The 26,006-nt window shown below is 68.8% G+C and carries 38 protein-coding genes; 1 reads left to right on the forward strand and 37 read right to left on the reverse strand.

All coding sequences use genetic code 11. From position 1 onward, the window contains the following. Window positions 1-19 precede the first annotated feature (19 nt). Window positions 20-472, forward strand: coding sequence for a DUF4429 domain-containing protein (locus tag AC060L_RS24250; RefSeq protein ID WP_483800999.1), 453 nt, complete (start codon window positions 20-22; stop codon window positions 470-472). Window positions 473-481: 9 nt separating this feature from the next. On the opposite strand, the gene AC060L_RS24255 is transcribed toward AC060L_RS24250, so the two are convergent. The 37 genes from AC060L_RS24255 to AC060L_RS24435 form a co-directional block, all read right to left on the reverse strand. Next, window positions 482-1,162, reverse strand: coding sequence for a hypothetical protein (locus AC060L_RS24255; RefSeq protein ID WP_483801000.1), 681 nt, complete (start codon window positions 1,160-1,162; stop codon window positions 482-484). 61 nt (window positions 1,163-1,223) lie between these two features. Further along, window positions 1,224-1,568: a hypothetical protein gene (locus AC060L_RS24260; protein ID WP_483801001.1), complete on the reverse strand. Its 345-nt coding sequence runs from the start codon at window positions 1,566-1,568 to the stop codon at window positions 1,224-1,226. 128 nt (window positions 1,569-1,696) lie between these two features. Continuing rightward, window positions 1,697-3,193: a hypothetical protein gene (locus AC060L_RS24265; protein ID WP_483801002.1), complete on the reverse strand. Its 1,497-nt coding sequence runs from the start codon at window positions 3,191-3,193 to the stop codon at window positions 1,697-1,699. Window positions 3,194-3,272: 79 nt separating this feature from the next. After that, window positions 3,273-5,135, reverse strand: a complete 1,863-nt coding sequence (locus AC060L_RS24270; RefSeq protein ID WP_483801003.1) for a hypothetical protein — start codon at window positions 5,133-5,135, stop codon at window positions 3,273-3,275. After that, window positions 5,132-5,512 carry an XkdF-like putative serine protease domain-containing protein gene (locus AC060L_RS24275; protein ID WP_483801004.1) on the reverse strand — a complete coding sequence of 127 codons (381 nt, stop codon included), beginning with the start codon at window positions 5,510-5,512 and terminating at the stop codon, window positions 5,132-5,134. Before AC060L_RS24275 ends, AC060L_RS24270 begins: the two co-directional genes overlap by 4 nt. Before the next feature lie 9 nt (window positions 5,513-5,521). Beyond that, window positions 5,522-8,587, reverse strand: coding sequence for a phage portal protein (locus tag AC060L_RS24280; protein ID WP_483801005.1), 3,066 nt, complete (start codon window positions 8,585-8,587; stop codon window positions 5,522-5,524). Window positions 8,588-8,605: 18 nt separating this feature from the next. Continuing rightward, window positions 8,606-10,027, reverse strand: a complete 1,422-nt coding sequence (locus AC060L_RS24285) for a DNA-packaging protein (RefSeq protein ID WP_483801006.1) — start codon at window positions 10,025-10,027, stop codon at window positions 8,606-8,608. A gap of 16 nt (window positions 10,028-10,043) precedes the next feature. After that, a complete protein-coding gene (locus tag AC060L_RS24290) occupies window positions 10,044-10,811 on the reverse strand; it encodes a hypothetical protein (RefSeq protein WP_483801007.1) in 768 nt (255 codons plus the stop codon). 17 nt (window positions 10,812-10,828) lie between these two features. Further along, the gene (locus AC060L_RS24295; RefSeq protein ID WP_483801008.1) at window positions 10,829-11,653 is read right to left on the reverse strand and encodes a glycoside hydrolase family 26 protein; all 825 of its coding nucleotides are present in this window, start codon (window positions 11,651-11,653) and stop codon (window positions 10,829-10,831) included. Window positions 11,654-11,796: 143 nt separating this feature from the next. Continuing rightward, on the reverse strand, window positions 11,797-13,335 hold the full coding sequence (locus AC060L_RS24300) for a hypothetical protein (RefSeq protein WP_483801009.1): 1,539 nt from the start codon (window positions 13,333-13,335) through the stop codon (window positions 11,797-11,799). 13 nt (window positions 13,336-13,348) lie between these two features. Further along, entirely contained in the window at window positions 13,349-13,723 is a 375-nt protein-coding gene (locus tag AC060L_RS24305; RefSeq protein ID WP_483801010.1) for a hypothetical protein, read from the reverse strand. Window positions 13,724-13,748: 25 nt separating this feature from the next. Next, window positions 13,749-14,054, reverse strand: a complete 306-nt coding sequence (locus AC060L_RS24310) for a hypothetical protein (RefSeq protein WP_483801011.1) — start codon at window positions 14,052-14,054, stop codon at window positions 13,749-13,751. 26 nt (window positions 14,055-14,080) lie between these two features. Then, window positions 14,081-14,251, reverse strand: a complete 171-nt coding sequence (locus AC060L_RS24315) for a hypothetical protein (RefSeq protein WP_483801012.1) — start codon at window positions 14,249-14,251, stop codon at window positions 14,081-14,083. 22 nt (window positions 14,252-14,273) lie between these two features. After that, window positions 14,274-14,459 carry a hypothetical protein gene (locus tag AC060L_RS24320; protein ID WP_483801013.1) on the reverse strand — a complete coding sequence of 62 codons (186 nt, stop codon included), beginning with the start codon at window positions 14,457-14,459 and terminating at the stop codon, window positions 14,274-14,276. Then, a complete protein-coding gene (locus AC060L_RS24325; protein ID WP_483801014.1) occupies window positions 14,456-14,719 on the reverse strand; it encodes a hypothetical protein in 264 nt (87 codons plus the stop codon). The genes AC060L_RS24320 and AC060L_RS24325 overlap by 4 nt, the downstream gene beginning before the upstream one ends. A gap of 258 nt (window positions 14,720-14,977) precedes the next feature. Continuing rightward, entirely contained in the window at window positions 14,978-15,208 is a 231-nt protein-coding gene (locus tag AC060L_RS24330; RefSeq protein WP_483801015.1) for a hypothetical protein, read from the reverse strand. A 116-nt stretch (window positions 15,209-15,324) separates the two neighbouring features. Next, on the reverse strand, window positions 15,325-16,737 hold the full coding sequence (locus AC060L_RS24335; RefSeq protein WP_483801016.1) for a DUF2079 domain-containing protein: 1,413 nt from the start codon (window positions 16,735-16,737) through the stop codon (window positions 15,325-15,327). Between the two features lie 63 nt (window positions 16,738-16,800). After that, complete coding sequence (locus tag AC060L_RS24340; RefSeq protein WP_483801017.1) at window positions 16,801-17,208, reverse strand: DUF6221 family protein; 408 nt, start codon at window positions 17,206-17,208, stop codon at window positions 16,801-16,803. Beyond that, entirely contained in the window at window positions 17,208-17,486 is a 279-nt protein-coding gene (locus AC060L_RS24345; RefSeq protein ID WP_483801018.1) for a hypothetical protein, read from the reverse strand. Before AC060L_RS24345 ends, AC060L_RS24340 begins: the two co-directional genes overlap by 1 nt. 5 nt (window positions 17,487-17,491) lie before the next feature. Beyond that, complete coding sequence (locus AC060L_RS24350) at window positions 17,492-18,181, reverse strand: DUF7736 domain-containing protein (protein WP_483801019.1); 690 nt, start codon at window positions 18,179-18,181, stop codon at window positions 17,492-17,494. Between the two features lie 40 nt (window positions 18,182-18,221). After that, window positions 18,222-18,362 carry a hypothetical protein gene (locus AC060L_RS24355; protein WP_483801020.1) on the reverse strand — a complete coding sequence of 47 codons (141 nt, stop codon included), beginning with the start codon at window positions 18,360-18,362 and terminating at the stop codon, window positions 18,222-18,224. A 240-nt stretch (window positions 18,363-18,602) separates the two neighbouring features. After that, window positions 18,603-19,223, reverse strand: coding sequence for a restriction endonuclease (locus AC060L_RS24360; RefSeq protein WP_483801021.1), 621 nt, complete (start codon window positions 19,221-19,223; stop codon window positions 18,603-18,605). Window positions 19,224-19,282: 59 nt separating this feature from the next. Beyond that, on the reverse strand, window positions 19,283-19,807 hold the full coding sequence (locus AC060L_RS24365; protein WP_483801022.1) for a hypothetical protein: 525 nt from the start codon (window positions 19,805-19,807) through the stop codon (window positions 19,283-19,285). Between the two features lie 16 nt (window positions 19,808-19,823). After that, entirely contained in the window at window positions 19,824-21,548 is a 1,725-nt protein-coding gene (locus AC060L_RS24370) for a hypothetical protein (RefSeq protein ID WP_483801023.1), read from the reverse strand. Between the two features lie 278 nt (window positions 21,549-21,826). Further along, entirely contained in the window at window positions 21,827-22,834 is a 1,008-nt protein-coding gene (locus AC060L_RS24375; RefSeq protein WP_483801024.1) for a DUF2637 domain-containing protein, read from the reverse strand. 34 nt (window positions 22,835-22,868) lie between these two features. Beyond that, complete coding sequence (locus AC060L_RS24380; RefSeq protein ID WP_483801025.1) at window positions 22,869-23,168, reverse strand: hypothetical protein; 300 nt, start codon at window positions 23,166-23,168, stop codon at window positions 22,869-22,871. A 229-nt stretch (window positions 23,169-23,397) separates the two neighbouring features. Beyond that, window positions 23,398-23,823: a hypothetical protein gene (locus AC060L_RS24385; protein ID WP_483801026.1), complete on the reverse strand. Its 426-nt coding sequence runs from the start codon at window positions 23,821-23,823 to the stop codon at window positions 23,398-23,400. Window positions 23,824-23,910: 87 nt separating this feature from the next. Beyond that, a complete protein-coding gene (locus AC060L_RS24390) occupies window positions 23,911-24,096 on the reverse strand; it encodes a hypothetical protein (RefSeq protein WP_483801027.1) in 186 nt (61 codons plus the stop codon). Between the two features lie 9 nt (window positions 24,097-24,105). After that, the gene (locus AC060L_RS24395; protein WP_483801028.1) at window positions 24,106-24,354 is read right to left on the reverse strand and encodes a hypothetical protein; all 249 of its coding nucleotides are present in this window, start codon (window positions 24,352-24,354) and stop codon (window positions 24,106-24,108) included. 6 nt (window positions 24,355-24,360) lie between these two features. After that, complete coding sequence (locus AC060L_RS24400) at window positions 24,361-24,546, reverse strand: hypothetical protein (RefSeq protein WP_483801029.1); 186 nt, start codon at window positions 24,544-24,546, stop codon at window positions 24,361-24,363. Between the two features lie 36 nt (window positions 24,547-24,582). Continuing rightward, window positions 24,583-24,771: a hypothetical protein gene (locus tag AC060L_RS24405; RefSeq protein ID WP_483801030.1), complete on the reverse strand. Its 189-nt coding sequence runs from the start codon at window positions 24,769-24,771 to the stop codon at window positions 24,583-24,585. Beyond that, the gene (locus AC060L_RS24410) at window positions 24,768-24,914 is read right to left on the reverse strand and encodes a hypothetical protein (protein WP_483801031.1); all 147 of its coding nucleotides are present in this window, start codon (window positions 24,912-24,914) and stop codon (window positions 24,768-24,770) included. Before AC060L_RS24410 ends, AC060L_RS24405 begins: the two co-directional genes overlap by 4 nt. Further along, entirely contained in the window at window positions 24,911-25,129 is a 219-nt protein-coding gene (locus AC060L_RS24415; RefSeq protein ID WP_483801032.1) for a hypothetical protein, read from the reverse strand. Before AC060L_RS24415 ends, AC060L_RS24410 begins: the two co-directional genes overlap by 4 nt. A gap of 11 nt (window positions 25,130-25,140) precedes the next feature. Further along, the gene (locus AC060L_RS24420; RefSeq protein ID WP_483801033.1) at window positions 25,141-25,362 is read right to left on the reverse strand and encodes a hypothetical protein; all 222 of its coding nucleotides are present in this window, start codon (window positions 25,360-25,362) and stop codon (window positions 25,141-25,143) included. Further along, entirely contained in the window at window positions 25,359-25,592 is a 234-nt protein-coding gene (locus AC060L_RS24425; RefSeq protein ID WP_483801034.1) for a hypothetical protein, read from the reverse strand. The genes AC060L_RS24420 and AC060L_RS24425 overlap by 4 nt, the downstream gene beginning before the upstream one ends. Then, window positions 25,589-25,771 (reverse strand): hypothetical protein, encoded by a 183-nt coding sequence (locus tag AC060L_RS24430; protein ID WP_483801035.1) that lies wholly within the window; start codon window positions 25,769-25,771, stop codon window positions 25,589-25,591. Before AC060L_RS24430 ends, AC060L_RS24425 begins: the two co-directional genes overlap by 4 nt. Beyond that, complete coding sequence (locus AC060L_RS24435; RefSeq protein ID WP_483801036.1) at window positions 25,768-25,926, reverse strand: hypothetical protein; 159 nt, start codon at window positions 25,924-25,926, stop codon at window positions 25,768-25,770. The genes AC060L_RS24430 and AC060L_RS24435 overlap by 4 nt, the downstream gene beginning before the upstream one ends. Window positions 25,927-26,006 lie beyond the last annotated feature (80 nt).

The following is a 26,006-nucleotide window of genomic DNA, read 5'->3' on the forward strand; positions in this document are numbered from 1 at the left end:
GGCAAACCGAGGGGACGCCATGCACGCAGCAAACAACCGCACCGCCGGCATCACATTCGACGGCCGTGTTGTGACCATCACCCGCCACCGCAGCGCCTTCGGGGTGGACGCAGGTACCCGCACCATCCCGGTCGCGCAGATCTCCGCGATCCAATGGAAAGCCGCAGGACGCTGGTTCGGCGCGGGCCACCTGCGGCTGCTCATTGCAGGCAGTCCCGAACGCCGCTACCGGCAGGGTCAGGTCGTCAAGACCGACATCCTCAAGGACCCCAACGCGATCCCCTTCGGGTACGGCCAGCAGGTGGAGTTCGAGCAGGTGAAGAACGCCATCGAACAGGCCCTCACTCAAGGACCCACGGCTGTGGGCACGAACGTGTTCCAGGAGATCGGCCGGCTCGCCGACCTGCACCAGCAAGGCGCCCTCACTGACGAGGAGTTCACTGCTGCGAAGGCCCGACTGCTCGGCTCGTAGGCAGACGGCTCAGGCGACTCGCTCGGTCCAACCGCCCAGCAGCTGAATCGAGTTACCCGATGCTCCCGGCGTCACGTCCAGCACCCACGCCTTCGTCGAGGCCAGCGACACGGTCACCGCCGACGCGGACGCCGCGAGGTACGCGGATCCGGCTCCGGCCACAGCGGAGTTGATCACCAGCTCCGTCATGCACACCACCGACGTTGGTGACAGGAAGTTCAGCAGCGTCTCGTGCCGCCACTGCGCGGCCGTCAGCGACGTACCCAGCACGATGTTCGCCGTAGCCGCCAGCGACGTACCCGCCACCCCGCCCAGACGCGACGTGAAGACCGTATTCCCCGGCGACCCGGTCGAGGAGAAGACGCCCCAGCCGACCATCTTGTACACGGCGCCGGCGATCGCGTCGTTCGCCGGAAGGCTCATCGACTGCAGCATCGTCTCCGCGGTGGTGCCGGTGATCGCGGATCCGACGGCGGTCTGGCCGCCTTGCGATCCGACGATCGTGTTCACCAGCCCCTGCGGGTTGATGTAGGTCAGGACGCCGCCGGTCGAGTAGGCCACGGCACCTGCCGCCGAGGCCGCCGGGGAAGTGCTCTGGTTGGTGAGCGTCAGCGGACCCTGCAATGCGTATCCGGCCGTCTCGGCAGCGAGCGGGCCGTTGTTACCGCCGGTCACGAGCGTGGTGGGCATGGGGTACCTCCGAGGAACTGGCGCGGCGCGCCGCGCGGTTCGGATCAGCGATGGCGGTGGGTCAGTCGGCCTTGGCCGCTGCGCGCCTCCGGGGCTGCGCCGCCGGCGGCGTATCGGCCGGCGGTGGAGCCGAGACCGTCTGGGTGGCCTTGGCCGCGGTCAGGATCTGCTGCACGGCGTCGAGGAGCGTCGCCGGGTCCTTGCGACGCTCCAGCTCCTCACTGATGAGCCGCTGCTGACGCTCGATGTCGGTCTCCCACATCGGCCGGCCACGGACGGCGAATCGGTGCTGCTGGTCGGACAGGTCGTCGGGGAAGTCGAAGCCGCCTTCGGCATCGGCCTCGTAGTGGATGCCGGTTGCGGGGTCGGTGAGCGCGGTCGCGCCCGTGCGCGTGTACAGGCGCATGCCTGGCTCCTCTGAGGGGTGAGGGTGGTTGGTGCCCAGCGCGGCCCCTATGGGGGATTCACTCCCCGTAGGGACCGCGACAGGGGCGCGATTAACTAGGGGACCTGACGAGAAGGCCGCAGGTCAGATCAGGCGCAGTTGGCCAGAACTGCCATGGCCACGGGTGCACGGTTCACCAGGGCGGAGACCGTCCTGATTTCGAACTCCTTGCGGGGGCCGCCACCGGCGGTGCCCGCGACGCGGGCGGCGGAGTAGTCGAACTGGGCGGTGTCGCGCAGGGTGCGGCACTCCAGCACGCTGGAGATGTTGGCCTGCGGGAACGGAACCCTGTCCGTTCGCGCCACGATCGTGCCGGGCGGCAGGGAGACGTGTACCTCGATAGGCACCGTGATGCCGCCGGCCGGCGCGTTGACGATCTCGCCGACCCGGCCACCGGCGGTGGTCGAGATACGGCCGGATGCGTCGGTCTGCAGGTAGGTCGTCGCGGAGGAACTGCCGAGGACGAGGTTCGCGATCTCCTGGGCCTGCTGCGCGTTCATCATCAGCGCGGTCGGGCTGCACTTCACCTGATTCCACAGGGGGAGGAAGATGTCGTTCTCGATCTCGTTGACGGTGCCGCCGGTCAGGGTCAGCGCCGCACCGTCGAGGCTGTTGAAGATCGACGGGTTGGCGGTGCCGGTGCCGGGGGTTCCCCACTGACCGGAGCCGTTGTAGTCGCCCGCGAGGGACGCGAGGAACCCGTCGTAGTCGTTCGCGTTGGCGCTGCCGTTGTCCGCCGAGGTGTTGATGGTCGGGACCGCGTTCGCGGTGCCCTTCCACGTCGTGGACAGGTCCGGGACGGCGTTGCCCGTCGGCAGCGCCTGGTTGGAGCTGATGGTCTTGGTGACCGTGACGGTGTTGGTGGTCGTGGTCGTGTAGTAGTACCAGGTGGATCCGTTCGCCGAGTAGAACCAGTCGTACGCGACAGCGCCGCGCACAGCGGTCACCGTCGCGGTGACGGAGTTCGCCGACCCGGATCCGAACGTGGAGACGAGGCTGCTGGTTCCCTGGCTGTTGCCGGAGCCGTAGTAGTAGCCGGAGCCCGTGCGGGCAGCGACGCCGATGTACAGGGAGACGGCGCCGATGGTGCCGCCGCTGGCGTGCTGGGTGACGACCGGCGCGGCCGGGGCAGCGAGCGCGAAGCTCTGTGCGCCCATCAGCTTGCGGTCCTCGCCGATCAGCAGCTGGTTGAGGGTCTGGAACGTGGCGATGGCATACGGGTCGCCGTAGCCCTTGGCGAGGTCGTAGGCGTCCTGCGTGACGAGGCCGGCGTAACCGAGCGGCTTGTACCTGGCCTGGAAGTCCTGCTCCAGGAACTGGACCTCGTTCGCCGCGTAGTCGAAGCCCATGGACGGGTCCGGCTGCGAGTTGGTGAGGTTCATGATCGCGCGCCACACCGCGTAGGGATTGCCGTCTGGGCTCTGCTTGCGGGCGACGATGTCACGGAACGGCGTGACGACGGGAATCAGGCTGACGAGCTCGGAGAGGTCGTAGCTGTAGATCCCGGTGGATTCGAGGATGCCACTCGTCTGCGCCTTCACGATGGCGCCGAGAGTCTCCTCGGTCATGTCCTGCATGGGGCTCAAGGGGTGCCTCCTGGGCATGCGAAAGCCCCCGGGCGCTTGGCGTCTCCGAGGGCTGGAAGTTGTCTGTCGGGGGTGGGCGCTATGCGCGCCGCTGCTGGTGGATCGCCGCGAGCACATCGATGGCGCTGGCCTGCATGTCCTTGGCGATGCGGTTCTGCTCGGTCGCGTCGGCCGCCCTGTAGAGACGGTCCTTCTGCTCCCGGGCCTTGGCCACATCGACGTGGGCGGCTGCGCCTCGGTCCATGCCGCGCAGGTCGCGCGGGGGCTGGGCTCCGTTGGTGAACACCTTCGGTTCGGCGGGCTGCTCCTCCAGCGCCCCGATGCGGCCCTTCAGCGTCTCGATGAGCCCCGCCAGTTCCAGTACGGCCTCGCCCTGCTTGGCGAGGACAGTGTTCTGGTTGGCGCTGTGCTCGGTGAAGGCGCCCTCGACCGCAGCCAGGAGGCTGCTCTTGAACATGTCCGAGAGGGTGTCGTTGTCGGTCTGCTTGGTGACGTCGGCGTCGTTGGGGGCGGCGTCGGCGGGGGTGCCGACCTCTGCGGCGGGTGCCGGGGTGAGGTCGGAAGTGTCGGGGGTGGCGTCGCCGGCGGCACTGTCGCCAGCGTCGGCGGTGTCGAACATGTCGTCGGCGTCCGCCTCGGCGTTGGCAACAGGAGTCACGTCGCCAGGGTCAACGATGCCGATCAGGCGGCCCTTCTGGTCGTAGACGACGACCATGGGGGTCTTCTCGCCGTCGGCCTTCGCCATGTCGGTCACGGGCAGGCCGGCGACGGGCTTTGGGTCGGCAGGCTTGGTGCCCATGGCGGGCTCCTGGCCGGAGTCGGCGGTCTCGTCGGCGGACGGCGTGGGCTGCGGCATGTCGGGCTCCTCGTTGGCGGTCTTGGCGACCGGCCGGCCGCTCTCCTCTGCGGTGGGTGCGGCGGGCAGCGATGCGAGGACCTTCTGCAGGGACTCGACGGCGCCACGGATCGCAGCCTCGTTGGACGTGCTGAGGACGCGTCCGGCCTTGGTGATGTGGCCGAGGGCCTCGATGGTGTCCAGGGGCTCGGGGTCGAAGGCGGCGAGTGCCTTGCCGACCATCTGCATGTCGTCGCAGCAGTCGGCTTCGGCCTGCTCGGCGACGGCGAACGGCGCCAGTACGGAGATGGCGTAGTCGATGGCGCAGCAGGCGTCCTGCAGGTCGAAGGCGTTGTCCATGTCGCCGTCGTCGCCGGCCGCGGCTTCCATGAGTTCCCGCTCGGCGAGCATGTCGATCGCGGCCTTGGCTCGGGCGAGGATCGACGTCCACTTGCGGGCGGTGGCCGCGTCGATGGCCTCCCATGCCGGGGAGCCGGGGTCGGTCGGCATGCCGGGCATGTCGCCGTCGGCCTCTGCGAGGGCCGTCATCGGGTCGAGGTCGTCGTCGTCCATGTCCATCTCCTTCGCGACGTCGCCCTTCAGGGACCCGTCGGCGTTCCAGTTGTCCGGGATCTCGGACTTGGCGCCGAGGGCCTTCGCGCGGGTCATCACGTGCCGCCTGATCGCGTCGTGATCGGCCCCACCGCGGCCGACGGCGCGGATCGCATGGTCGAGGTCGGCTCGGTCGGCGATGGGGTAGCTCTCGTCCGTCATGGCTTCGCCGTTGGCGGCCATGCGCTTGAGGTCGTCGGCGTCGTACTTCGCCTTCGCGACCGGGTCGGCGGCTTGCCGGACTGCGGCCTGGTGGATGAGTTTCGCGATCGCGGCGGGGCTGCCGGTCATCGTCACCTTGTCGTCGGCCGGCGCGGTGGTCTTCCCGATCAGGTCGCGAATCGCATCGGGTGGCATCAGCCCGGCCTGCGCGTCCTGCTTCATCAGCAGGAACCCCGCCGAACCGTTGGCGGGCCGGCCGACGAGGTCAACCCTCGGCACGTTGGCGTCCACGAGCTCCGAAAACTCGGTGTCATCGCCGAGTACGTCCGTCATGTCTCACTCCTCGGTCGAATGCGCCGCGCCATGCCCTGCGGACTGAACCCGGTGACCTTCCCGGACTTGACCAACTGCCAGGCGATGTCGTCGCAGATCCCACCCAGGAGCCAATCCCCGGCCTTGATCACGGTCCCGTCGGGCTGCTCCCATGCCGGGCCGCGATAGATGTACGACTCGGTGACCTGCATGTGGCCGAGAGTGCCATCGGCGTGGAACAGCCCGACCTCGGCGCCGCCTGGCAAGAACGACCAGCAGGCCTTCTCCAGCTCCTCCGGGGTGAAGAAGTCGCGTCCACCATCGGCGCCCTTGGCGATCCGCGGGTCCGGGCCCGCCTGATACGCCAAGCCCAGAACGAACCTGGCTTCCTCGGGCATCGGTACCTCCTATGCGGGGACGGGGGCGCAGCGGCACCTTGGGTGGGCTGGTGGGTGGGTGTCGCCGCTTGGGAACGGGGCGCCGAGCGGCACCGGGCCGGCGGCGGCGTTTCCTGCGCAGGTGGGGCAGACCTTGCTGCTCGGGTCGATGGCCCAGCGGGTTTCGGTGATGAGCCGCAGTTGGTAGCCGAAGAGGGCCGCGGCGCTGGAGCTGTGGGTGACTTCGGTGATGGCGATCGCCGTGGCGAGTCGCAGGTCGCCGAGCTTGCCGCGCATGGCGGCGGCGATGACGGTTGCTGTGGCGCCGCCCAGGGCGCCGTTGACGAGTTCGCGGGCGAGGTCGTGCCGGCGAGTGACGGCGATCTGCTGGGCGGACTTGTCAGCGGTGGCTGTGAGTTCGTCCATTCGTTCGCTGCCGCCGAGGTCGCCGATGGTTTGCAGGGCGGCGTCGGTGTCGCCGGGCTTCCAGTCGCCGAGTCGGGGGCGGCTGCCGTCGGTGGCGGCGTTCGCGGACGTGAGCCCGATCAGATAGCCGTCGGTCCACATCCCGGCCAGGAGCGGAACAAGGGGTGCTGCCAGGTCCGGAACGCGGCTGGCCAGCCACGCAGTGGCTGCCTCGGTCAACGGCTTCTTGTCCTGGTTCCCGCCGACCGGCAGCGGGTTCTCGGCAAGGTAGGCCGCGGCCAGTTGCTCGGCCGCAGAAACGGTGAGCACGTCGCCGAGCGTCGCGGCAATCAGCGCCGCCCAGTGCTCGGCGGTGCGCTCGTCGAGGCGCCAGCCGGGCCACTCGTCGGATGCCCCCTGGCTGGGGGCATCACCTTTTCCCGTACTCGCCTTCTCGACCGTGTCGCAGCCGAGCGCGGCAAGGACCTGATCGAGATCGGCGAGAAGTTCCGGGCGCACGGCAGGGTTCCCGGCGAGCTGCTCGGGGCTCCACCAGGCGATCGCCTCGACCCAGTCGCCGTCGGGGTCATCCGGGTTGGTGACCTGGTCACGGTCGGCAAGCGGCACGCAGGACTCGGACGGGACCTGCCACACGACGCCCTGGTAGACACCGTTCGGACTGACCCACGTGCCGGTCTGCTGGCCGGGCGGGGGGATGAGGTGGACTTCCTCGGCCCACTCGCGCCATGCGCCCTGCAGTGGCGACTCTTCGCGCTCCAAGTGGCCGCCCGGGAACTCCCAGCAGCCTGCGGCGGGGTCCTCGGGGTCGAGGGCGCGCTGCAGCATCAGGATGCGGCCGGTATCTACGGCTTGGACTGCGAGCCCGGCGACGGATACTTCCCCCGCGGCCTTGCGGACAGCGAGGCGGCCGGCCTGGTTCAGGCGCCGGCCGCGCACGGGGTCGATGGTGCGGAACTCGAAGTCCCTCCAGCGGCCTTGGCGCTGGCGGGCCTTCCGGAATGAGCGGAACGCGGTGAGCTCGGCCTTGACGAGCTGCTCCCGATCCTCCTCGTCTTCCTCGTCGTCGCGGCGGCCGATGAGGTCGTAGGAGGTGACGCCCGTGCCTGCGGTGATTCCCGCAGTTGGGGCCCCGTCCTTGGTCACCTCGGCTGGCGCCTGGGTGACGGGCTGTGGTGGCGGTGCCAGGGGCATCGCGTCGAGGCCGTAGAGCTGCTCGGCGAGCGGCTCGCCCTTGATCGGCGGCGAGGGAGTGACTCCCTCTGCACCGCTGAACACGCTGTGCGGCAGTGGTGCGCCGGGCTCGGGCGCCGCCGTGGCGGGGTCGATTGTTCCGGCGACCGAGTACAGCGACGACAGCGGCACTGGGCCGGCGTGCGTGGTGAACACGAAACGGGGGACGGGCTGGCCGTCCGGCTCGGGGAGGCCGTAGCGCATCTCGCGGATGTCACTGGCCCCGATGACGCCCAGCTCTAGGTAGATCTTGTCCGCTTGGGCTTGTTCCAGGCGGTCGGCCTGCTCCTCGCCGAGGTCGAACGCGAAGTCCAACGGCAGCCCCAGGTCGTCCTGCAGGAAAGCCGACAGGACGTTCTGGATGTGGCGCAGGAGCGGCAGGTCGCCGATGCGGTGCTGGACGTCGGCCTGCGACTCCCCTGAGCTGCGGTTGACGGACTCAGTGAAGCCCATGTCCGACGGCACGACATGGAAAGCGGCGCAGGTCTTCCTCATGAGGAACAACGAGAAGTGGTCCTGGAAGTCCTTCTCGTTGGACCACTCGATCTTGCCGCCACCGGGCATCCACTTGATCTGGGCTTTGGCGGCCTGGTCGCCGAGCATCCAGGCGTCCCAGTACGTCTGGAATGCCTCGATCTGGTCCGGGGTCCATGTCTCCGGGGCGCTGGCGAACGCCTGCGGAATGTTGCCCTCAGTGAACCTCTGCAGGAAGTAGGCCTGAAACCGGAGGTCGGTGTTGGCGTTGAGGAGGATCGTCTCCAGTGGCGCCAGCCCATACGGGCTGTTCGCACGCTTCCGGAACGGCTGGTAGATCAGGTCGTTGCGGGTGAGCTGATCCCACGGCAGACCGTTCACGTACTGCACATAGGCCGGCGCGGGCGGCTCCGGAGGGTTTCCCCAGTAGTCCAACAGCGGGGCGATGGTGGTGCCATCCACCACGCGCAGGCCAATCGCGCGGCCGCCGCGGTTGCGCAGCCGATACAGGGCGCCAGCGTCGTAGGCGAGGATGTCGTACAGCCACGCGGCCAGCCACGCGCCGAACGGCTGCTGACGGTCCGGCTTGGCGAGCGCCTTCATGGCGACGGGGATCGCGTCGGTAATGTCGCCGCCGTACCCCGAGCGCGCGACTAGCGACCAGTCGAGGGAGCGAATCGAGTCGATGCGATGCCAGATCGCCATCTGGGCCACGTCGTAGGACTCGACCAGGCCGCGGATCGTATCGAAGCTGATCCGCTCGTACGTGCGGGGGCGGGTCGCGACGTTGTAGTTGGTGACGAAGTTCTCAGTACGCGGGGTACGTGAGAAGCCGTCGTAGGGGCCGAGCGGTGTGCCAGGGCTGAACGGCGACGCCGGCGTCATCTGGGCAGCGGCCTCGGCGGCGCGCATTGCCGCGGGCACGTTCGTTCCGTAGGTCTTGACCAAGCGGCGGGGATCGGGCACCAGGACCCCCTTATGCGGCTATCTGTACTGGGAGCGGTGGGCGGCGTTCCGGGCAGCCTGGCGGGCGGCGACCGGGTCTTCGGGGCCCTGACCGGCCAGGGCGAGTTCACCGGGGCCGGGGGCGGGCGGTGTCTCCGGCGTGGCGTCAGCCGTGGCGGCTTCGGCCTTGCGGCGCGCGTATTCGATCCACGCCTGGGCCTGATAGGCGTCTGTCAGCTCGGTCACTGCCCACACCAGCGCGTCAAGACGGTCCGGGCTCGTTCCGTCCAACGGTGTCCATGTCGTCATCTGGTCTTCGAGCTTCGGCAGCGCCCCGACGTGATGCACCCGCCCCTGCTCGTACAGTGCGGCGATCGGCTCGGCACGCTGCGCCTTGCCCCTCGACGCGGAGATCACCTTCACCGGGACATTCGGATCAACCTGACGGACCGTCGATTCGACCATGTCACCGCCGTAGTTCTTCTCCACGACGATGCGGTCCGCAGAGTACTCGCGGTACGCGGCCACGGCCCGGGACGCCCAGCCGTGCGGGGACAGCGAGCACGATCGGTCGGCGAGGACGTAAATGCCGCCATCGACACCGATGCCAGCGACGACGATGCCCTGCTCGTCGTGGTTGGGGCCTGAGCCGCCGGACGGGTCGATCGCGACCACGATACGGCGCATGTCCGGTGGGGCGTCCACCCGGGATTCGTCGAGAAGTGTGATGTTCCACAGGGCACCTTCGACATCGTCGAGGAGTTCGCCGAGGAGCTCCTGGCGGCCGATGCGGGTGCCCTCGTAGGTGGCGAGCACCTCGGCGCGGAAAGACGGGGCGAGGTTGCCGAGATTGTCGTAGGTGGAGCCGCGGGTGACGACGCTGGACGCTCGACCGAGGATGGTCCGGGTCAGCGCATTGGGCTTGGGGGTGGTGGTGACGACACATCGGGGCGAACTGCCAAGACGCAGCCCGAGCATGAGGTTGTTCCACGCGGTGTCCAGCGCGTCGCCCTTGGGAGCGTCGGTCCATGCCGCGGCCTCGTCCGCCCACGCGTAGTGGTGCTGGGGTCCACGGAGCTGGGCGGGTACCTCGGCTGAGTAGGCGTGGGCCGTGGAGCCGTTGGCCCATGTGAGGCGCCGTTTGGTGGACTGGTAGATGGGCGCGTCGTCGCGAGCGACGGCGATGATCCCGGACTCGCCTTCGATCATGACGTCTCGTACGTCTGCTGGCGTGCGGCCGACGAGGGCGATCCGAACGCCGGGGTTCTGCATAGCCTTCTCGTGGACCCATTCGGACGCCGAGCGGGTTTTTCCGGCGCCGCGGCCCGCGACATAGGCCCAGGTGAGCCATTCCCCTTCGGGGGCGAGCTGTTCGGGGCGGGCGATCATCCGCCAGGCGGGGGGCCTGACGATCTCGAAGTCCCGGGCGGCGTACTCAACCCAACCTGGGGGGGCGGTCATGGGCCGCCTCCTCGGGTCAGCGAGTCAGGGACCGCAGGTGCCGGGGGACGATCTCGGGGATGCGGGCCTGCTGCTCGGCATTGAGCTGCAGGTCGTTGAGGATGGAGCGGATGACCTGTGCGACGAGCGAACCCTGCTCTTCGGCGAGCTTGACGCGGCGTTCCTCGATGCCGGCGCGGATCGCTTCGGAGCACACGCGGACGAGGTGGGCACGCTCCTGCTGGTACAGCTTGATCCAGACGTTGGGGACGGCTTCTTCTGTCTCGCCCCAGTCTTCGCCGCCGGTCTTACGCCGGACGGTGCCCCACACGATCGGGTTGGTGTGGGTGCCGTTGGTGGCGTCTTCTTCGAGCTCCTGGACACGTTCACGGAGCCACGCGACGTGGCCGGCGGTCCACTGGACCTCGTCGAGGAGTGCCTCCGTTGCTGTCGTCTCGATCTTGCGGCCGTACGTTTCGACTAGCTTGCGGGCACGCACCTCGATGGCCCTCCGTTCGGCGGCCTTGAGGTTTTGCGGGGCCTTGCCGCCGTGGCTGATGCACAGCGTCTGGCCCTTCATCACGATCTGCCGGCATCGTTCGCCCGGATACTTCGGATGGTTCTTCGAGTACGGGTGAACGCAGCGCCGGTGGTCGGGGGGAACGCCGTCGGGGCCGTGGCTGTAGCAGTAGTCCTCGCCGTTGACGACGCGCTTGGTGCAGCGGGTGCCGGCCTTGGTTGGGTGGTCCTCGCTGAGGATGCCGTGGCATTGGCGGTCCGGTGGGACAGGGTGGGCGAGGGTCATGGCATCCTCCCGTCGCGTCAGCCGCTGCGTGGCACTGAGGTGATGAACCGGCTCGGGGTGGCGGTGAGCCAACTGCGGAAGACGGTGGCGGAGTTCGGCAGGGCTTCGAGTAGGTAGTTGTGCCCGGGGCCGGAGGATCCGGTGTTGTCGAACTCGAAGTACACGGCGGCTCTCGCGATCGGGTTGGCGTCCATCCAGCCAGTGAGGTTGGACATCCAGGTTGGCGAGTCTCCGGTCGCGCCGTCACTGAGGGCCCACTCGCAGAGCATCAACGGCTTGTTGTGTGAAGTGGCGAAGCTGGACCAGTAGTTCATGCCGTAGCTGCCGGTCTGCATGTACGTCCAGTCGGCGGCGCCGCCGTAGGCGTCCATGCCGATCCAGTCCACGTAGGCGTCGCCCGGGTAGAAGTCGGTAGGGAGGTACGGGCTGGTGCCGGCGGGGTTGCCCTGGATCCACAGGTGGGGGCACCAGACGAACGAGGTGTTCGGGGCGAGGCTGGCGAAGATGCTGCGGTAGCGCCGCCATGCGTTGATGTAGTCAGACGGGGTGCATCCAGCCCTGGGGTTGTTGTTGCTGTTGTACGGAGACCAGTTGTACCACCAGCCGTTCATCTCCCATGGCGGCCTGACGAAGATCGGCCAGCCCCAGTTGTACGCGTCCTGCGCGCACTGGGTGATGTAGACGTCATCAGCCCCGGCCGCGATGGACGCCTGCGTGCCCTGAGAGCCGGGGAGATTCCAGGTCACCATCGCCAGGCCGGCCTGGGCGCCGATCTGCAGGAGCGTCGTCCACCACGAGCCCATGGGGTTGGTGAACTGGTTGTAGACGCCGACGCTGCTCAACCCGGCTACGGTGAGCCAGTTCCCCAGCCCTACCACGGGATCCAACGCCTGCGCGCCGACATACAGCTGGCCGGCAGGCGGCACCCGCGGCGGGACCCGCGCGATGGCATGCGAAACTGCAGGCTGAGGCAATGGGTATGCGGTCACGCGGGAGAGAACTGGACGGCGGGAACGATGTTGTTCTCGAACCCTGTGGGTGTTCCCAGGCTTGCGGGGAGCGCGCCCGTGATGCCCGTGTACTGATAGCCGGCAACACTCGGGAACTGGTTGTAGCTCGTCCAGCCGACGGAGGGAAGTGGTTTCGCGTATCCCTGCACTACGGGGCCGCCGGTTGTGGTGGTGCCCTGCCAGACGGCGCCGATCCACAGCCGGTCGGGGCCCGCAGCCTGACTGACCGTGATCGTTTTGACGCCGGTGGTCGCGGCAGCCACGGTGCCCGCGTCGATGATGAGGTTCCCGATGGCACCCGCGCCGTCGGAGCCGTACACGCCCATGCGAATGACGGCGTCAGCCGCCCCCGCAGTCTTGACGTTGATGGCCAGCTTGGCGAGCGTGATCGCGCGCTGGCAGTCGAACGGCCAGATCCACATCATCTGGTAGGTCATGGTGAGTGACCCGCCGCCGCCGTCCTGCGGGTAGTACCAGCCGGACTTGAGCGGGAGCCCGATGTTCTGCCAGGTGGCGGACGTACTGCTTGTGGCGGTTAGAACCTGACCTGTGCTCGGTGAAGACGGGACCGACGTGCCGTTCACCTTGGCAACAGTGACCGAGCCAGGCAGCGTGCCGGCTAGGTCTGTGCCGGTGGCAGCGCCTGACTGGATGGCCCCGGTGATGCGACTGTCATTCCCCTGTGCCGCAGTGCCGGCCGTTGTGCCGTAGGAGACGGTGAGCGTGCGGTCGGCGGTGAGATCCCCACCGCCGGTGAGACCTGTGCCGGAGAGGATCTGCCGGCTGGACGGCGGGACGGCGAGATTGGTCCGCGCGGTGGCGGCTGAGCTGACGTCGGACAGGTTGTTCGAGGCTTGCAGCGCCCCGGTGATCCGGGCGTCGTTGCCGGCTGAGACCGTCCCCGCGCTGGTGCCGATCGCAAGAATCGGTGTCCACACGGCAGCGCCAGTGCTCGCGTTGGCGCACACATACTCGACGTTGCTGGTGGTGTTGATCCAGACAGAGCCGACACTGTAGCCCTGGGTGCCGTCGCTGCCGACCGTGGGACTGGTGGTGGCGGTCAGGTTGGTCTTGGCGGTGACCAACGACGAGAGGCCTAGGTTGGTCCGCGAGGTGGCGGCGGAGGCCACATCTGCGAGGTTGTTGCCGGCCTGTAGGGCGCCCGTGATGCGGCTGTCATTCCCAGCGGCGACGGTGCCCGTAGCGGTCCCAACGTTCAGCGTCGCTGCGCCACCCAGCCCGAGGTTGGTGCGGGCGGTGGCCGTGTTGGCGAGGTCGGACAGGTTGTTGATGGCGAGGAGGACACCGCTGACGCTTTGCAGCGTGATGCCGCTGCCCGGCCACGCACCTGCGGCCCGGGGGCCGTAGAGGACGGCGAAGGACGGGTAGCTCGCGATGTTGATGTAGTAGTCGCCGTCGATGCCGACGTTCGAGGCGGGTGCGCCGCTACCGGTCAGAACCGCGTTGCCGCGCGGCCCGGACGTGCCGGAAGAGGACACGATGACAGTGACCACGACGACCTCCTCCTCAGGCTGCGGCGACGAGGCTGCTGTAGAAGGTGCCGGACACGAGGTCGGTGGCGTCCGACAGGCCGGGGTCCATCCACAGGCTGTACGGGTAGGCGTTGTTCCCGAGGAGCGCGGTCGCGGTGGGGGACAGCACGACCTGCACGGTTGAGGTTGAGGTCGTAACCGTGATGTAGCCCTGCGCGGTGGCGGCGGTGGAACTGACGGCGATGAGTGCCGGCTCGGTCACGTCGGTGGTGGTGGGCCGCACCACGAACTCGAAGCCCTTACCGACGATGTTCATCAAGGTGCCGTCGTCGTTCTGCAGCACGTACGTCTGCACCCACTGCGAGCCAGCCGCCGAGGTGGTGTTGAGCTGGTTGGGCAGCGTTGGCATGACTGCCCTCCCCGGGCTCGGCGGGTCAGACGGCGGGAGCGGCCGGCGGCTCGACCAGCTCGACCGGGACGGCCGGTTCGGCGACGTCCTTGACGTCCGTGACGGCCTCGGTGGCGAGCTGCGCGGCATCCGACTCGACCTCAGCCACGACGGGTGCCGCGTCCGTCTCGACCTGGTGAACGTCGGCCTTGGCCTCCGTCGCGAGCTGCTGCTCGTCACCGACGAGCCTGTGCCACGCCGCGGTCAGTTCGGATCCGACCCGCAGGCCAGCGGCCTCGGCCTTGGCGACGAAGGCGTGGAACTCGGCGGTGAGATCAGTGAAGGCGGACATGCGGAACTCCTTGAGGGTGGGGGCGGTCAGCTCTTGTCGCCGGCGCAGCGCTTGCAGGGGAGCTTGCGGTGGTGCGTCTCGCAGGTCGGGTTGGCGGCCGGTTCGTGGCGCGGTGCGGGCCCGTTGTAGAAGGCGTACTCGCGGGCCAGCTTTCGGGAGCCAGCGCGGCGTTGTGATCGGGTGGGAAGGACGAGCATGAAGGCACTCCCGGGGTGAGGGTCAGTCGGGCTGGAAGTCGGCGGTCGGGCCACGCGAGGGGCAGGTTGGTCCGTCGTGCCACCAGCGGCGCTCACCCAGCCACGCGTCCTGGCCGCAGCGGGAGCACCGGCCGGGGATCGGATCCCACTCGTCGGGCACGGTGAACGGGGCGTCGAGGGCACGGTGTGGGTCGTCGTACAGGGTCAAGTGCCGGTCCCCTGCTTGCCAAGGGCGCCGATGCTGAAGGTTCCATCGGCCGCGAACAGGGCCTTAACATCGGCAAACGGTAGATCGGCCAGCATTACCCAGCACGAGCAGAGCTTGGCTGCCGACGACATCTGCCCGCAGTCCTCGCAGCGCCATGGCGGGCACTCGCCGCAGTGCTCGGCCGGGTAGAAGTCGGTTGGGTCACCGGTCGGCTCTGGCTTGGTGGCGCCACAGTTCAGGCAGGTCAGGATCACAGTCATTGACTGGGCTCCTCGCGTGCGTGGAGGAGTGCACACCGGGTGGAGCAGTACTCGCCGTCCATGTCGTCGGGCAGGCGTCGCCCGCACCACAGGCAGTCAGCCATTGCCGCTCCTCCCGGGACGAGGGTTGTGGGGCCCCGCTGTTGGCGTCGGCGCCCTCGGGCCGGACAACTGCGGGACCCCCAGGCCGTCGCGCCACCCTCGGGACGCGCGGCCGTCCCACCAGACGCCCGCGGGGGGTGCAGGCCGGCGGGAGTATCAGGCAGCGAGGCGACCGCGGGGAATGGCCAGCCGCTCGGGCGCCGCGCCAGAATGGCGAACGCCATCGGCGTCCTCCCACTCCGAGTGGAGCTCCAGAAGGTCGTAGCGGACCTTGCCGCGACCGCTGCCGTAGCGGGTGAGAAGACCCCGGACCGCCCAAGTGCGGATCGTGGCCGCCGGGTGGCCGCTGTACTTCGCGGCGACCTCAACGTCTACCAGGATGGCCATCGTGCACCCCCTGAGCATGCAAAAAGGGCCACCCGGATGGGGTGACCCTCAGACAAAGATCGCGACCATGATGAACGATAGGTTGCAGCAGGTCAGGACGTCAAGTCGCGCCGCAGTCAGCTGCTGGGCTGCACTAGCTTGACGAGCGCCACCCCGGACCGGGCGAACAGCATCCGGTAGTGCGAGCCAGGGTGCCGGGACTCCTCGGACCCGGCCAGCCCGGCCGTTTTGCCGTCGGCCGGCACGATGAGCGCGTATTGCGGTGGTCGTGGATCCCCGCCGATCCAATACACGGTGTCCCGCGCGGCCAGAGCGGCAAGCCCGGGGTGCCATGATTCGACTGTCACGCCGGACGGCACCATCCCCACCGCCGCTTTGATCGCCCGCCCTTCCGGCCCGGGATCCCAGGCGGCGCGGGTGAAGGCGGTAGCGCTTGGAAGCGGCCACGCGAAGAGTACGGTGGCGCCGATGCTGGCGATGACTGCCGGGCCTTGGATCGCGAAGCTGCGCATCCTGGGGTGGGTCGAGCGCCTCCACTGGGCGAGTGCGTCTGCGGCGGCCAGGAACATGATGGGCATCAGGACGGCGCTGTAGTGCCAGTAGGCCGTCCAGTATTGGTCGTCGGCGCCGAGCATGCGCCAGGCGAGGGTCGGCGCGGCGGCAAGGGCCAGCGGGGACCGTAAAGCGGTGAACGCGACGATGCCGAACGTCCAGCCCACGGTCTGCCACTTCACTAACTGGGTTACCTCCCAGCCGACAGTCCACCAGAAGCCGTGGCCGTGCGGGGCGAAGTGCCAGTAGTCGTAGCGGTAGCGCGGGTTGAATGCCGGAATGAGGACCGCGACTTCAAGGACGGTGCCGGTGATGCCGGCCGCTGCGGTGATCGCACCGAGTAGCCTGCGGCGGCCCCGCCACCAGATCAACACGCCCACTATGGCCACAGTCAGCCCGAGGTCCTCCTTGACGAGGAGCAGCGGCAGCGCCCACCAGGTGGCCCGCGCCCACTGGCGGAGCAGGAGTTGCCGGCAGGCCATAGCGATGAGGGGGACGGCGAACGCGATCTCGTGGAACTCCGCGCTGACTGCCCACTGCAGGCCGAAGCTGACGGTGTAGGCGGCGCCGAGGAGGAGCCCGTTACTGTGGCTCAGGATCCGGGCCGCCGTGTCGGAGACGATGCCGGCTGACCAGCCGAACAGGGCGCACTGCGCGGTAAGGAGCATCAGCGGGGACGGCCACAACCACCAGGCGGGCGTCAGGATCGCTAGGATCGGCGACCAGTGATCGCCGAGCAGGTTGAAGCTCGGGCCCTTGATGTCAACGGTCGGGGTCCCATGTGTGGCCCAGCCTTTGACGGCTTCGGTGAAGATCCCGAGGTCCCAGGATGCGGCGTCGGCCCGATGCCAGCGTGCTACGGCGGCGAGGAGATAGAGGGCGCCGGCGGCGAGGGCAAGAAGGACGTGGGGTTGCCAGGTGGCTTGGCGTCTTCGGGGGAGGCCCCAGGTGGGGCGCGCAGGTATGGCGGCGGCCATGCCAACTCCATTGGCTGGGCGGAGGGTTGAGTAACACTACCGCCCAGCAGGGACCGGTGGTGGTCAGTCGCCGGGTGCCCATTCGCTGCGGTAGTCGGGGTGGGCCTGGTGGGCGGCAGCCAGCTTCAGTAGGATGGGCCTGAGCGCGTATTCAACCGCGGTGGCGCCGGGCATCTCGGGAGCGAGCTTGGCAGCCTGGGTGTAGGTATCCAGGAGAAGCCGCTCCGCCTCGACCTCGGCCAACACCCGTTGAGGACTGTAAGTCTCGATCAGGGTGACTGCCGCATCCCCGTTGGGCACGTACGTGGCCCATTGCGCGTACCTTGCTCGGACACCTGGCAGGGGCCAGAAGGGTCGTCCCAGGTCTTCGGATTCTTCGTTACGGACGACGTGAGTGCTGGCGACGCGCTGCGCCAGGTCGGCTTCTTCGTCGAGCCGGGCCCGCAGGAACTCCACCAGATCGGCCGACATCAGTACTCCTGCGGGTAGTCGAAGGGCCGCAGGGCCTCAGCGAGCGACTCACTGAGACTGGGCGTAGGCATCGTCACAAGAACCTCGGGCGCCAGGTCCTTGACGATCGCATCGGCGAGAACCCGCAGCGTCTCGGCCTTCATGGCGTCCCGGTACTGCGTGCTGTCGTTCCAGTGATGCACGCTGGCGGTCGTAGTGGCCTGGAGCCTGCGCCCGTTGATCTCCACGGTTGAGTGCAGGACGACTTGGTCAGGGCCGAAGGAGGGCTGCTCGTTCATGCTGCTCATCCTTTCGTGGAAGCCCCGCGCTGGTCTCCGTCTTCCGGGGCGTCCAAGGCTATCTTGAGCAGCGCGTCCTGAATGCCCTTCAGGCCCTGTGCTGCTTCGCCGACCTGGGTCACGAGTTTGTCCATCGCACACTTGAAGCTGTCGGCGGTGTGCAGCCCGGTGGCCAGCTCGCGGGCCCTGCTGAAGTCTTGACCGGTCGGGGTGCTTCCGGCCCACGATCCCTGCGCCTGCTCGATGATCTCGTCCGCGCGCTCGCGGGACATGCCGAGCGCTTCGGTGAAGGCGTAGTAGTCCTCGGCTTCCGCCAGTCCCCGAGATGCCCAAGGGAGAAGGATCTTCTCAGGTCCCACCAGGTCCGCGGCCTCCTCCAGCGCGCCGCGGTACTGCCCCGTGGTGAGCGGCTCGACCGCGACCTCAGCGCCATGGGTTCTCTCGGCGTTCAGGAGCCACAGGTACAGGTCCGTCGCGTCGATGCTGTCCGGTGGCGTCAGGACAGCGAGCGCCGGGTGCTGCTGCAGGAGCCCGGATGCGCAGGCGTCCGTAGCTCGCGGCAGTTGGTGGGTTGCCAGGTTGTCGCCGGTCATGTGGTTGAGCAGCTGGTAGACGCCGGTCATGTGGTCGTGGGACAGCAGCTTGCCGGTGGTGATGCTCAGCACGTCGGCCAGCGGAAAGAACTGGGTGCTCATGGGCTCATCCTCTCGTAGAAGTGCCGCCGTGGCGCATCCCTTACGTCGGGCCTGTGCGGCTGGTCCAGCCGCCGAGCACATTGTCGTGGTGGTCGGTCCCTTCGTGGGGCGCCCAGTTGCAGATGACGACGGTGGGTTGCCCGTCGAGGGTGATGGTGCCGGTGGCGGTGCAGTCGGTCATGCGGTGCATCATCTCGCGGCTGCTGACCCCGGCGTTGGCCAACGTGCGGAGCCCGAGGAAGGCGTTGGCCGTGGAGCCCGGCTCGACTGGGATGCCGTAGAGATCGTGTTCGAGAACCTTGATCGCCGCCTGGCTGGCGCGGGGCTTTGGGGCCGAACGGCGGCGGTGCCACCAGCGGAGCCTCACCCCAGGGCCCGAAGGGCGAGATCGATGGCGATCGGGTTCATGTCGTGGATTCTCTCAGTTCCAGGGCGCTGGTCCGCCGCTTGCCCAGTTGGCGAGGGCGTGTTGGTCGTAGGTGCGGATGCCGACTCGTGTGGCGAGGTCGAGCGCGGGTTGGGTGAACCGGGACGTGGTGACGATCGCGGCGACCTGTGCGTGGTGGACGTCGCGGTAGGTGCCGTTGACCTTTTGGACATCGCCGCTGCCGACGGTGCTGCTCGGCCCGAACCGCTTCGCCTGGATGACGATCCGTCGCCCGTCGGGGGTGGTGGCTATGACATCGGCGGCGAGGTCGCCTGCGCCGCCGACGACTTGAACGTTGCGGCAGCCGTCGCGGCGGCACAGGTCGGCGAGGGCGTGCTCGAACTGCCCGGGGGTCATTGTCTGGTAGGCGGCGATGCTCGCGGGTCGGCGGCCGCCGAGGCGGTGCTGCTTGGTGCTGGGGCGGGTGAGCGACAGGCCGGCGACGATCAGCAGGAGGACGGGTATGCCGTAGGTGGGGGATCCGATCGCGAAGAGCAGTGCGACGCCGATGATGGCGGGCTTCCCGGAGGAGGTGCTTCTCCTCTTCGCCGGCCTGCGCCGGACGGTGCGTCGGCGTGCCAGGCGGTAGTACGTGCGACGGCGGCGCGGTGCCACAGATGTCCCCCTCAGGTCAGGGCCCATTCTCGTTCACCGCGCCGGCGCTCGGCGGCCGTTCAGTTGATCGTGCTGCTGGTCGTGTGGCTGCTGCTGGTGTTGATCGACCCGTTGGCGCGGCCGAACCAGCCGGTGGCGGTGTTGGTGACGTGCTGGTGGTATTCCTCGCGGCTGCTGATGTGGTTGGTGATCCTCTTCGGGGCTTTCAGCTTGGCGACGACGGCGAGCGCGGCTACGGCCAGGATCGTGCCTGTGCCGGCCCCGGCAATCGCTCCGACGACCTCACTCATTCCGAACCCGGCGCCGGCCGCGAACGCGCCACCACCAAGCATCTGGACGCCCTGGCCGATCCGGTCCACAGCGCGGGCCAGGGCCTGCGGGTCCGCGAGGAGTTGGGGCTGGGCGTAGATGATCGGCGCGTGCCCGTAGTAGGGGACGCCGTCTTCGGCGACGACGACACCGGGCTGCCCGTTGCGGCCGGGAATCACGGTCGGCTGCGGGGGCGGCACGTAGGGGGCGAGCTGGGCGGGGATCGTCGTGTTCGGCTGGATCAGCGCGGTGATCGCGGCGGTGTCGGTGTTCATGAGGGTGGTCTCCTGGTTAGTCATCGGAATCGGTGGTGGTGTTGGGGAGGTAGAACTGCTCGGCGCGGCCGGCCTTGCGAACGAGTACGCCGCGGGTCAGCCACATGTCCACGGCCCGGCGGACGGTGTCCCGCGAGTCGTAGGGGCCGTGCTCGACAAGGTCGTCCTTGGTGGCGTGGCCCTGCTCGGCGCACAGCTGGCAGAACACCCGGTACAGGTCGAGCCAGTCAGACCTGCCGACCTCACTGCCGTCCGGGAACAGCACCTTCGGCGCCGGCGCGGCCTTCGGGGGCTCCGACTTCACCAGCCGGATCGGCGGCACCGCCAGCAGTGGCTTCGCCGGAGCGGCCATGTAGTAGCTGGCCACGTCCTCCGCAATGTCCTCGTCCCGCACGAACTCGGCCCGGTGCCGCGGCGGGTTCTCCTGCGGCTGCTCTGCCGCCGCCAGATAGAACTCGCCCGGCCGGGTCAGCCTCTCAGGCGTGAACCCGTGCCCCTTGGCGCCCTCACCGAACACGAGCCGACCGTGCCCGGCCTCCCCCGCTCGGGTCGAGAGACGGTTTCCGTAATTCCCGCGGGCATCCGTGTTGCCGCCGAAGATCCGACTGCTGGGCTGCTGAGTGGCGGAAACGAACTGGAGACCAAGGAAGCGCCACATTGCCAGGGCTGACTCATAGCGGATCGGCAGCGGAACCTCGATCGGTGGGCCGAACTCGGGGTCGGCCTTGCGCATCTCGGCTTCCTGCTTGCGGAGCGCATCGTCCTGGCGGACCAGCTCGCCGAGCTCGTCGGTGATGATGAACGTGGTCGGTCCGTGGCCCCAGTCGGGGCTGCCGGCCGGCGCGGTCGGATCGCCGGGAATCCACTTCCGCAGTGGGGGCTTGCCGGCGGCGAGGGCCAGTTGGCGCTCTCGTTCCAGTTGGGCTCCCTGGCGGGTGGCTTTTGCTTCCAGCTCGTCGAAGAGCTCGCGGGCCTCCTCGGCAGTGCGGGCGAGCCGCTTCAGCTTGGGCTCCCATGATCCGAGTTCGGGGGCTCCGGGCTTGAGGTCGATGCCGTAGATCTCGACGTGCTTCTTCTTGAGGAGCTTCTTGATGATCAGGTTGATGATCCCGGACTTGCCCCAGTCGGAGGCTCCGGCAACGAGGGTGTGCCGGTACAGCATGACCATCTCGGTGCGGTTGCCGAACTCGTCCCAGCCGAGCCGAAGCGGGACGCGAATGTCGTCACTCGGGTCGTCCTCGTAGGGGATCACTTTGTCGTAGAACGGGTTGCGGAGCGAGGTGATGGGGGCGGTGGCGGGCAGGTAGACGCCGTCATCGTCGGGCTCCCCGCTGGGCTGGGCTGTTCCTTCGGCCTGCACGGTCGGCTGCGCGCGGAGGCTGGGAGCAGCTGTGGCGGTGCCGCCTTCGGCCCGCGCCGACGCCTGAGCGTGGGTGGCACCCTTCCGCTGCTCCTTGCGGTGCTTGATGAGCCACGGCACCAGGGCCGCGTAGCCGAGCGCGATGCTGATTGCTGACACCGTCATGGATGCGGGGGTGGCCCCGAAGTCGGTGGCGACGGCCACGTCGATCAGGGCGACGGCCAGTCCCGCCCCGCCGGCGAATAGGTGGTCGTGCTTGTGCTTGAGGCCGTGTGCTGCGGCGGTGCCGGCGAGCGCGGCGAGTGCGGCGGCACCGAGCGCCTCGAAACCGGCGTGGGCGGTGTAGTGCTGGAGCCAGCCGAGGCCGGTGAAGGTGGCCACGGCGGCTGCGGGTGCCGCTTCGAGACTGTAGGTGCGGGCGAGGGTGACGGTCGTGGCGCAGGCGGTCTTGAGGTGGGCTCGCGACGATTCCGACGTGTCACTCTGGGCAGCTTTCGGCGCCCGGTTTGTCACAGTAGGTGACTGAATATCCGGCGTCGTCGTCGGCGCCGTCGCCACGGTCGTCGGAATCGTCACGCGGGGGCCCGGCACGTCGGCGGGCGCCGGTGCGAGGCCGATGTACTGAGCCATCAGGAGTTCTCCTCGGTCGAATCTGGCGGTCAGGAGCCGGTCAGGGGACGGACGTTCTGGGAGCCGAGCGCGGCCAGCGCCGGATGATCCCTCTCGATCTCAAGCCGGCGGGCGTTAGCGAACTGGCGGGAGTGCGGAAGCTTCGCGGCCTTCAGTGCCGCGACCATCTCGGACTCCAGAGGGCGCTTCTGATTGGTTTCGTAGAGCGCCTTGATGGCGTCGCGCGCGGCGTCCCGAAGGTTCCCCTTGGGGCGCTTTGTGGCGACCGGTCGTGGCGCCTTGGAGGCGCTTGTCGTGGCGGGGGCGCCCGGCTGCGGGGGCGCCACGGTGGGCGCTGTGGTGGCGGCTGGCTGGGCGCTTTGGTGGCGCTTCGTCAGGCTCACTGGGGCGCTCTGGGTGGCGCCTTGGGGGCGCTTCACGAGACTGACGGTGGCGCTTTGCGTGGCGCTCTGAAGCCGAGGTTGGGGCGCTACCGTGGCGGTGACTGGGGCGCCCTGGGGGGTTGCCGCGCTGCCGCTCTGGGGCGCTTTGGTGGCGTTCGCTGTGGCGCTCTGGGGGCCCGACTGGGGCGCCCTGGGGGCGTCGGGCGTGGCGTCCGGAAGGTGCTGCGATCCACGGCTGTCGGGCGCCACGTCGTTGTGCTCGGAGAGCAGCGAGTGGACCTGGCGCATCAGGGCACCGAAGGCCAGGAGCGCGGCGGTCGGCGGGACCGCGGCGGTGACGTAGGCCAGTGGGTCGCTGCCGCCAACACCGAAAACGTTGAGGGCGATGGAGCCGCCGGAGCCGACGACGGTCAGGCCGATGGCCCACCAGTCGGTGGCGCGGGCGAGGGACGCACGGAGCATGAGCAGTTCGCCGGCAACGATGAACAGGTCGAGCGTGGCGGGCCATGCCCAGGATCGGGCGGGGGATTGACCGAGGCCGTGTTCGGCGGCGACGGCGTGCAGGTGGGCGTAGGAGAGCCAGAACGCTGCGACTGTGAGGGCGATGATGACGAGCGCTGCGCCGATGGCGAGGCGTTCGCGGTGGGCGGTCACGGCGGTGGGTCTCCTTCGGGTGGCTGGTGGTGGGTTAGGCGGGGATTTGGGGGCCGGTGGCGGGGGCGTGTTTGATGAGCGGCGCGGCGGCCGGGGTCTTGGGTTTGTGGCCGGTGATGAGGCCGGCGACCGAGCGGTGGATGCGGGCGGTGGTGAGGGCTTTGTGGCTGCCGGCGGGGTGGACGCGCAGGAGGAGAATCCCGGCGGCGACAAGGGCGAGCGCGACGATGTGCTGGAACGCGATGTTGAGCGGGGTAGGGCAGAACGTGGCGATGATGGCGAGGGCGGCGACGGCTTTGCGGGCGCCGGGGGAGAGCTGGCGGAAGTGCTTCATCGGGGGGTCTCCTTTCGGGTCGCGGTGGCGGGTCTGAGTGCCTGCGGCTGCCGCACAGGGATCAGGCTGTGCGGCGCCGTACGGCGATCAGGCCGGGCGGGTGTCAGCGGGGGCCACTGGGACCTGCGGCTTCGGTCGGGTGATGGCTTCGGCGGCGGCGAACAGCATGCCGAGCGCGATGGTGTACCAGCCGGCAACGGCGAGTAGAGGCCGGCCGTGCGAGCCCATGTCAGGCCGCCACGAGGTGTTCGACGGAGGCGGGGTACAGGTTCCGCAGCTCGGCCATGGCTTCGGCCGAGAACTTGCGGAACGCCCTCTCGTCCTCGGCGCGGTGGTCGGCGGCGGTCGGCATGCGCTTCGTGGTGAGCGGGCCGTTCTGGAACCAGATCGCCCACGAGTAGCCGCCGTGTTCGGCGACGAGCTGGTCGGCGTAGATGCCGCCGCCCCATCGGGTGAACATGTAGGGGGTGTGGACGGGTCGCTTGGTAAACGGGTCGTAGGTGGTGAACGGCTTGAGCGTGTAGTAGGTGGTGCCGAACTTGGCTTCTCGTACCCACTGGTCGTGTTCGCGTCGGATCTGCGTCTCGTGCTTCTGGATGGCCCGCGTGTCGATGGCGCGGCCGATGAGGCGGTGGGTGGTGTTGAGGAACGACATACTGGTGCTCTCCGATGCTCGTGATGGGTGCTCGGGGGTCCGGGGCGGCCGGCGGATCCGGCCAGAGAAGACGGCCGCCCTGGGCGCTCAGCCCTCGGAGGTGCGGCCCGGGAAGCGGAAGGCGGCATCGACGAGGAGGGGCCGGAGCGGCGGCTGGTCGGGGTGGGCCCGATCGTGCTCGGCCGCGTCCCGGAGGATCTCGGTGACCGTGGCGGTATCGCCCTCCATGCGGGCCCAGGTGTAGCGGTCGACAATCTGGTCGTAGCTGTCCATCGGGATCTCCTACGTATCGGTGGCGGTGCACGTTTTGGCGTGGACGAGTGCGGCGCTGTTGGTGTCGTACTGGCTGGCCACGATCTCGTCGGCGACGTGCGCGGGGTCGGTCTCGGTGTAGGTGGTGACCAGCTCGGTGGTGCCGCAGCCGGTGCAGGCGATCAGGCCTTCGATGACGACCCGCACGTGGCTTGTGGTGCGGCCGCCCGCCCGGGTGGGGTGACCGTCGAACGCGGGCGGCGGCGGGGTCTGGGGCACCTAGCGTCAGCTGTGGTCGTGGTCGGTGCCGCAGGTGCAGTCGCCGCCAGCGAGGCCGCGGATCGGGCTGATCACCGTGTTGACGATCGCATCAGCGACCCGGCCACCGGTCTTACCGGCGATGTTGGTGCCGGCCTCGTGGATGTCACGGGCGGCTGTGTCGAGGGCTTGGGCGGTCTTCTTGCCGAACATGGGTATCTCCTCTGCTGCTGAATGGTGGATCGGGCGTCAACGGCCGCGCAGGTACCAGGGAAGGTCGGGGTCCTTCGCGGCCGCGTCGGCGGCGGTATTCAACTCGCGGTAGGTGTCGGTCTCGTAGTCGATGCTGGCGTCCTGCTCGGCCCGCTGGTTGGCGTGGAGTGCGGCGTGTGTCTCCCGGTAGCGGGCGACGGCGGCGGCGCGGGCGGGGTTGGTCATGAGGGCGTCCTCGATGTGGTGGTGGTGTCGGCGCCGTAGCGGCGCAGGAGTTCCTGCGCGGCGGCGAGCGGGTCGAGATCGTCCTGGCCGACGGCGTCGTACAGGACACGCAGCTCCTTGTCGTGCTCGGCGACGGTGCTCACCGAATGACCTCGACCCCCTGGCCGTGACCGGTCTTCATGTTGAGGAACGCCTGGCCGGCGGCGATGAGGGCGTGATGGACGGTCGTCAGGGCCCCCCAGGCCGGGCACACTGGGATCGCCTTCTGCATGGCGTCGATCTCGTCGATCAGCCGGTACACGTCGGCGACGTGCGCGTCGATCTCGCTGATCGTGATGCTGGTCTTCTGCGCGGGCATGACGTCCCCTTTCAGGCAAGTCGGGCGAGGATGCGGTCGGCGCGGGCGCCGATGGCACGGTCGGTGGCGGTGACGCTCAACTCGGACTCCCGGAACGGTTCCTGGTCGCCGTCGTCGAGGCCAACGAGGAGCTGCTCGTCGCAGTAGGCGACGGTGCCGGTGAGACCGGCGAACTGGGCGTTGTGGGTCAGGGGATGGGCGATGGTGACGCGAACGCCGGGGCGGATGGTCACTTCGACTCCTGCGGGCTGGGCAGGGCGCGGCACGTCTCGGCGTGGGACTGAGCCCACTGCCGCACCGAGAATGGGTAGTTGGGGTTCTTCCAATCGCGGCCGCAGCCACGGCAGATGGCCGTACCGCCATCGTCGATGAGGTCAACGGCGATGGAGGGGTCGGCGAGGGCGACTCCGGCGACGGTCAGGTAGCGGGCGATCACGCCCTCGGGCCAGGTGCTGCTGCTCACCGTCCACCCCCGAGGCGAGTCGTCATCGTGGCCTCGAACAGCTCGGCGGCCTCCGACCCGTCAGTGGTACGGGTGTCGAACCGGGCCATGACCTCCGCGACGATCCGGCTCGCGGCGTCAGCGTCACCGGCCTCCTTCACCTCGATGTACTGGCGGACTGACTCATGCTGGGCGGTCACTGCTGCTCCTCTGTGGGTTCGCCGAACGCCCGCCAGGCGGCCGGCCGGGTGTCAGGGTCGAGCCAGAAGGTCTCGTCGTCGTCGGGCGTCTCGGCGAGCTGCTGGGCGATGTCACGTGAGGTGAGGCCCATCGTGCGGGCCCGATCCACGCTCACCGCAGGGCCCGCTCGATACGGGCAACCTCGGCGGTCGCGGCCTGAACGTCGTAGGCGAGATCGGCGCGCTGATCGGCGGT

This window comes from Kitasatospora sp. NEAU-69 (assembly GCF_057158765.1).

Excerpts from the sequence above, each read along its gene's own strand:
- AC060L_RS24250 (WP_483800999.1), top strand. The coding sequence starts at position 20 with ATGCACGCAGCAAACAACCGCACCGCCGGCATCACATTCGACGGCCGT.
- AC060L_RS24255 (WP_483801000.1), bottom strand. The coding sequence starts at position 1,162 with ATGCCCACCACGCTCGTGACCGGCGGTAACAACGGCCCGCTCGCTGCC.
- AC060L_RS24260 (WP_483801001.1), bottom strand. The coding sequence starts at position 1,568 with ATGCGCCTGTACACGCGCACGGGCGCGACCGCGCTCACCGACCCCGCA.
- AC060L_RS24270 (WP_483801003.1), bottom strand. The coding sequence starts at position 5,135 with ATGACGGACGTACTCGGCGATGACACCGAGTTTTCGGAGCTCGTGGAC.
- AC060L_RS24275 (WP_483801004.1), bottom strand. The coding sequence starts at position 5,512 with ATGCCCGAGGAAGCCAGGTTCGTTCTGGGCTTGGCGTATCAGGCGGGC.
- AC060L_RS24285 (WP_483801006.1), bottom strand. The coding sequence starts at position 10,027 with ATGACCGCCCCCCCAGGTTGGGTTGAGTACGCCGCCCGGGACTTCGAG.
- AC060L_RS24290 (WP_483801007.1), bottom strand. The coding sequence starts at position 10,811 with ATGACCCTCGCCCACCCTGTCCCACCGGACCGCCAATGCCACGGCATC.
- AC060L_RS24305 (WP_483801010.1), bottom strand. The coding sequence starts at position 13,723 with ATGCCAACGCTGCCCAACCAGCTCAACACCACCTCGGCGGCTGGCTCG.
- AC060L_RS24310 (WP_483801011.1), bottom strand. The coding sequence starts at position 14,054 with ATGTCCGCCTTCACTGATCTCACCGCCGAGTTCCACGCCTTCGTCGCC.
- AC060L_RS24315 (WP_483801012.1), bottom strand. The coding sequence starts at position 14,251 with ATGCTCGTCCTTCCCACCCGATCACAACGCCGCGCTGGCTCCCGAAAG.
- AC060L_RS24325 (WP_483801014.1), bottom strand. The coding sequence starts at position 14,719 with ATGACTGTGATCCTGACCTGCCTGAACTGTGGCGCCACCAAGCCAGAG.
- AC060L_RS24330 (WP_483801015.1), bottom strand. The coding sequence starts at position 15,208 with ATGGCCATCCTGGTAGACGTTGAGGTCGCCGCGAAGTACAGCGGCCAC.
- AC060L_RS24335 (WP_483801016.1), bottom strand. The coding sequence starts at position 16,737 with ATGGCCGCCGCCATACCTGCGCGCCCCACCTGGGGCCTCCCCCGAAGA.
- AC060L_RS24340 (WP_483801017.1), bottom strand. The coding sequence starts at position 17,208 with ATGTCGGCCGATCTGGTGGAGTTCCTGCGGGCCCGGCTCGACGAAGAA.
- AC060L_RS24345 (WP_483801018.1), bottom strand. The coding sequence starts at position 17,486 with ATGAACGAGCAGCCCTCCTTCGGCCCTGACCAAGTCGTCCTGCACTCA.
- AC060L_RS24350 (WP_483801019.1), bottom strand. The coding sequence starts at position 18,181 with ATGAGCACCCAGTTCTTTCCGCTGGCCGACGTGCTGAGCATCACCACC.
- AC060L_RS24355 (WP_483801020.1), bottom strand. The coding sequence starts at position 18,362 with ATGACCGACTGCACCGCCACCGGCACCATCACCCTCGACGGGCAACCC.
- AC060L_RS24365 (WP_483801022.1), bottom strand. The coding sequence starts at position 19,807 with ATGAACACCGACACCGCCGCGATCACCGCGCTGATCCAGCCGAACACG.
- AC060L_RS24380 (WP_483801025.1), bottom strand. The coding sequence starts at position 23,168 with ATGAAGCACTTCCGCCAGCTCTCCCCCGGCGCCCGCAAAGCCGTCGCC.
- AC060L_RS24385 (WP_483801026.1), bottom strand. The coding sequence starts at position 23,823 with ATGTCGTTCCTCAACACCACCCACCGCCTCATCGGCCGCGCCATCGAC.
- AC060L_RS24390 (WP_483801027.1), bottom strand. The coding sequence starts at position 24,096 with ATGGACAGCTACGACCAGATTGTCGACCGCTACACCTGGGCCCGCATG.
- AC060L_RS24400 (WP_483801029.1), bottom strand. The coding sequence starts at position 24,546 with ATGTTCGGCAAGAAGACCGCCCAAGCCCTCGACACAGCCGCCCGTGAC.
- AC060L_RS24405 (WP_483801030.1), bottom strand. The coding sequence starts at position 24,771 with ATGACCAACCCCGCCCGCGCCGCCGCCGTCGCCCGCTACCGGGAGACA.
- AC060L_RS24415 (WP_483801032.1), bottom strand. The coding sequence starts at position 25,129 with ATGCCCGCGCAGAAGACCAGCATCACGATCAGCGAGATCGACGCGCAC.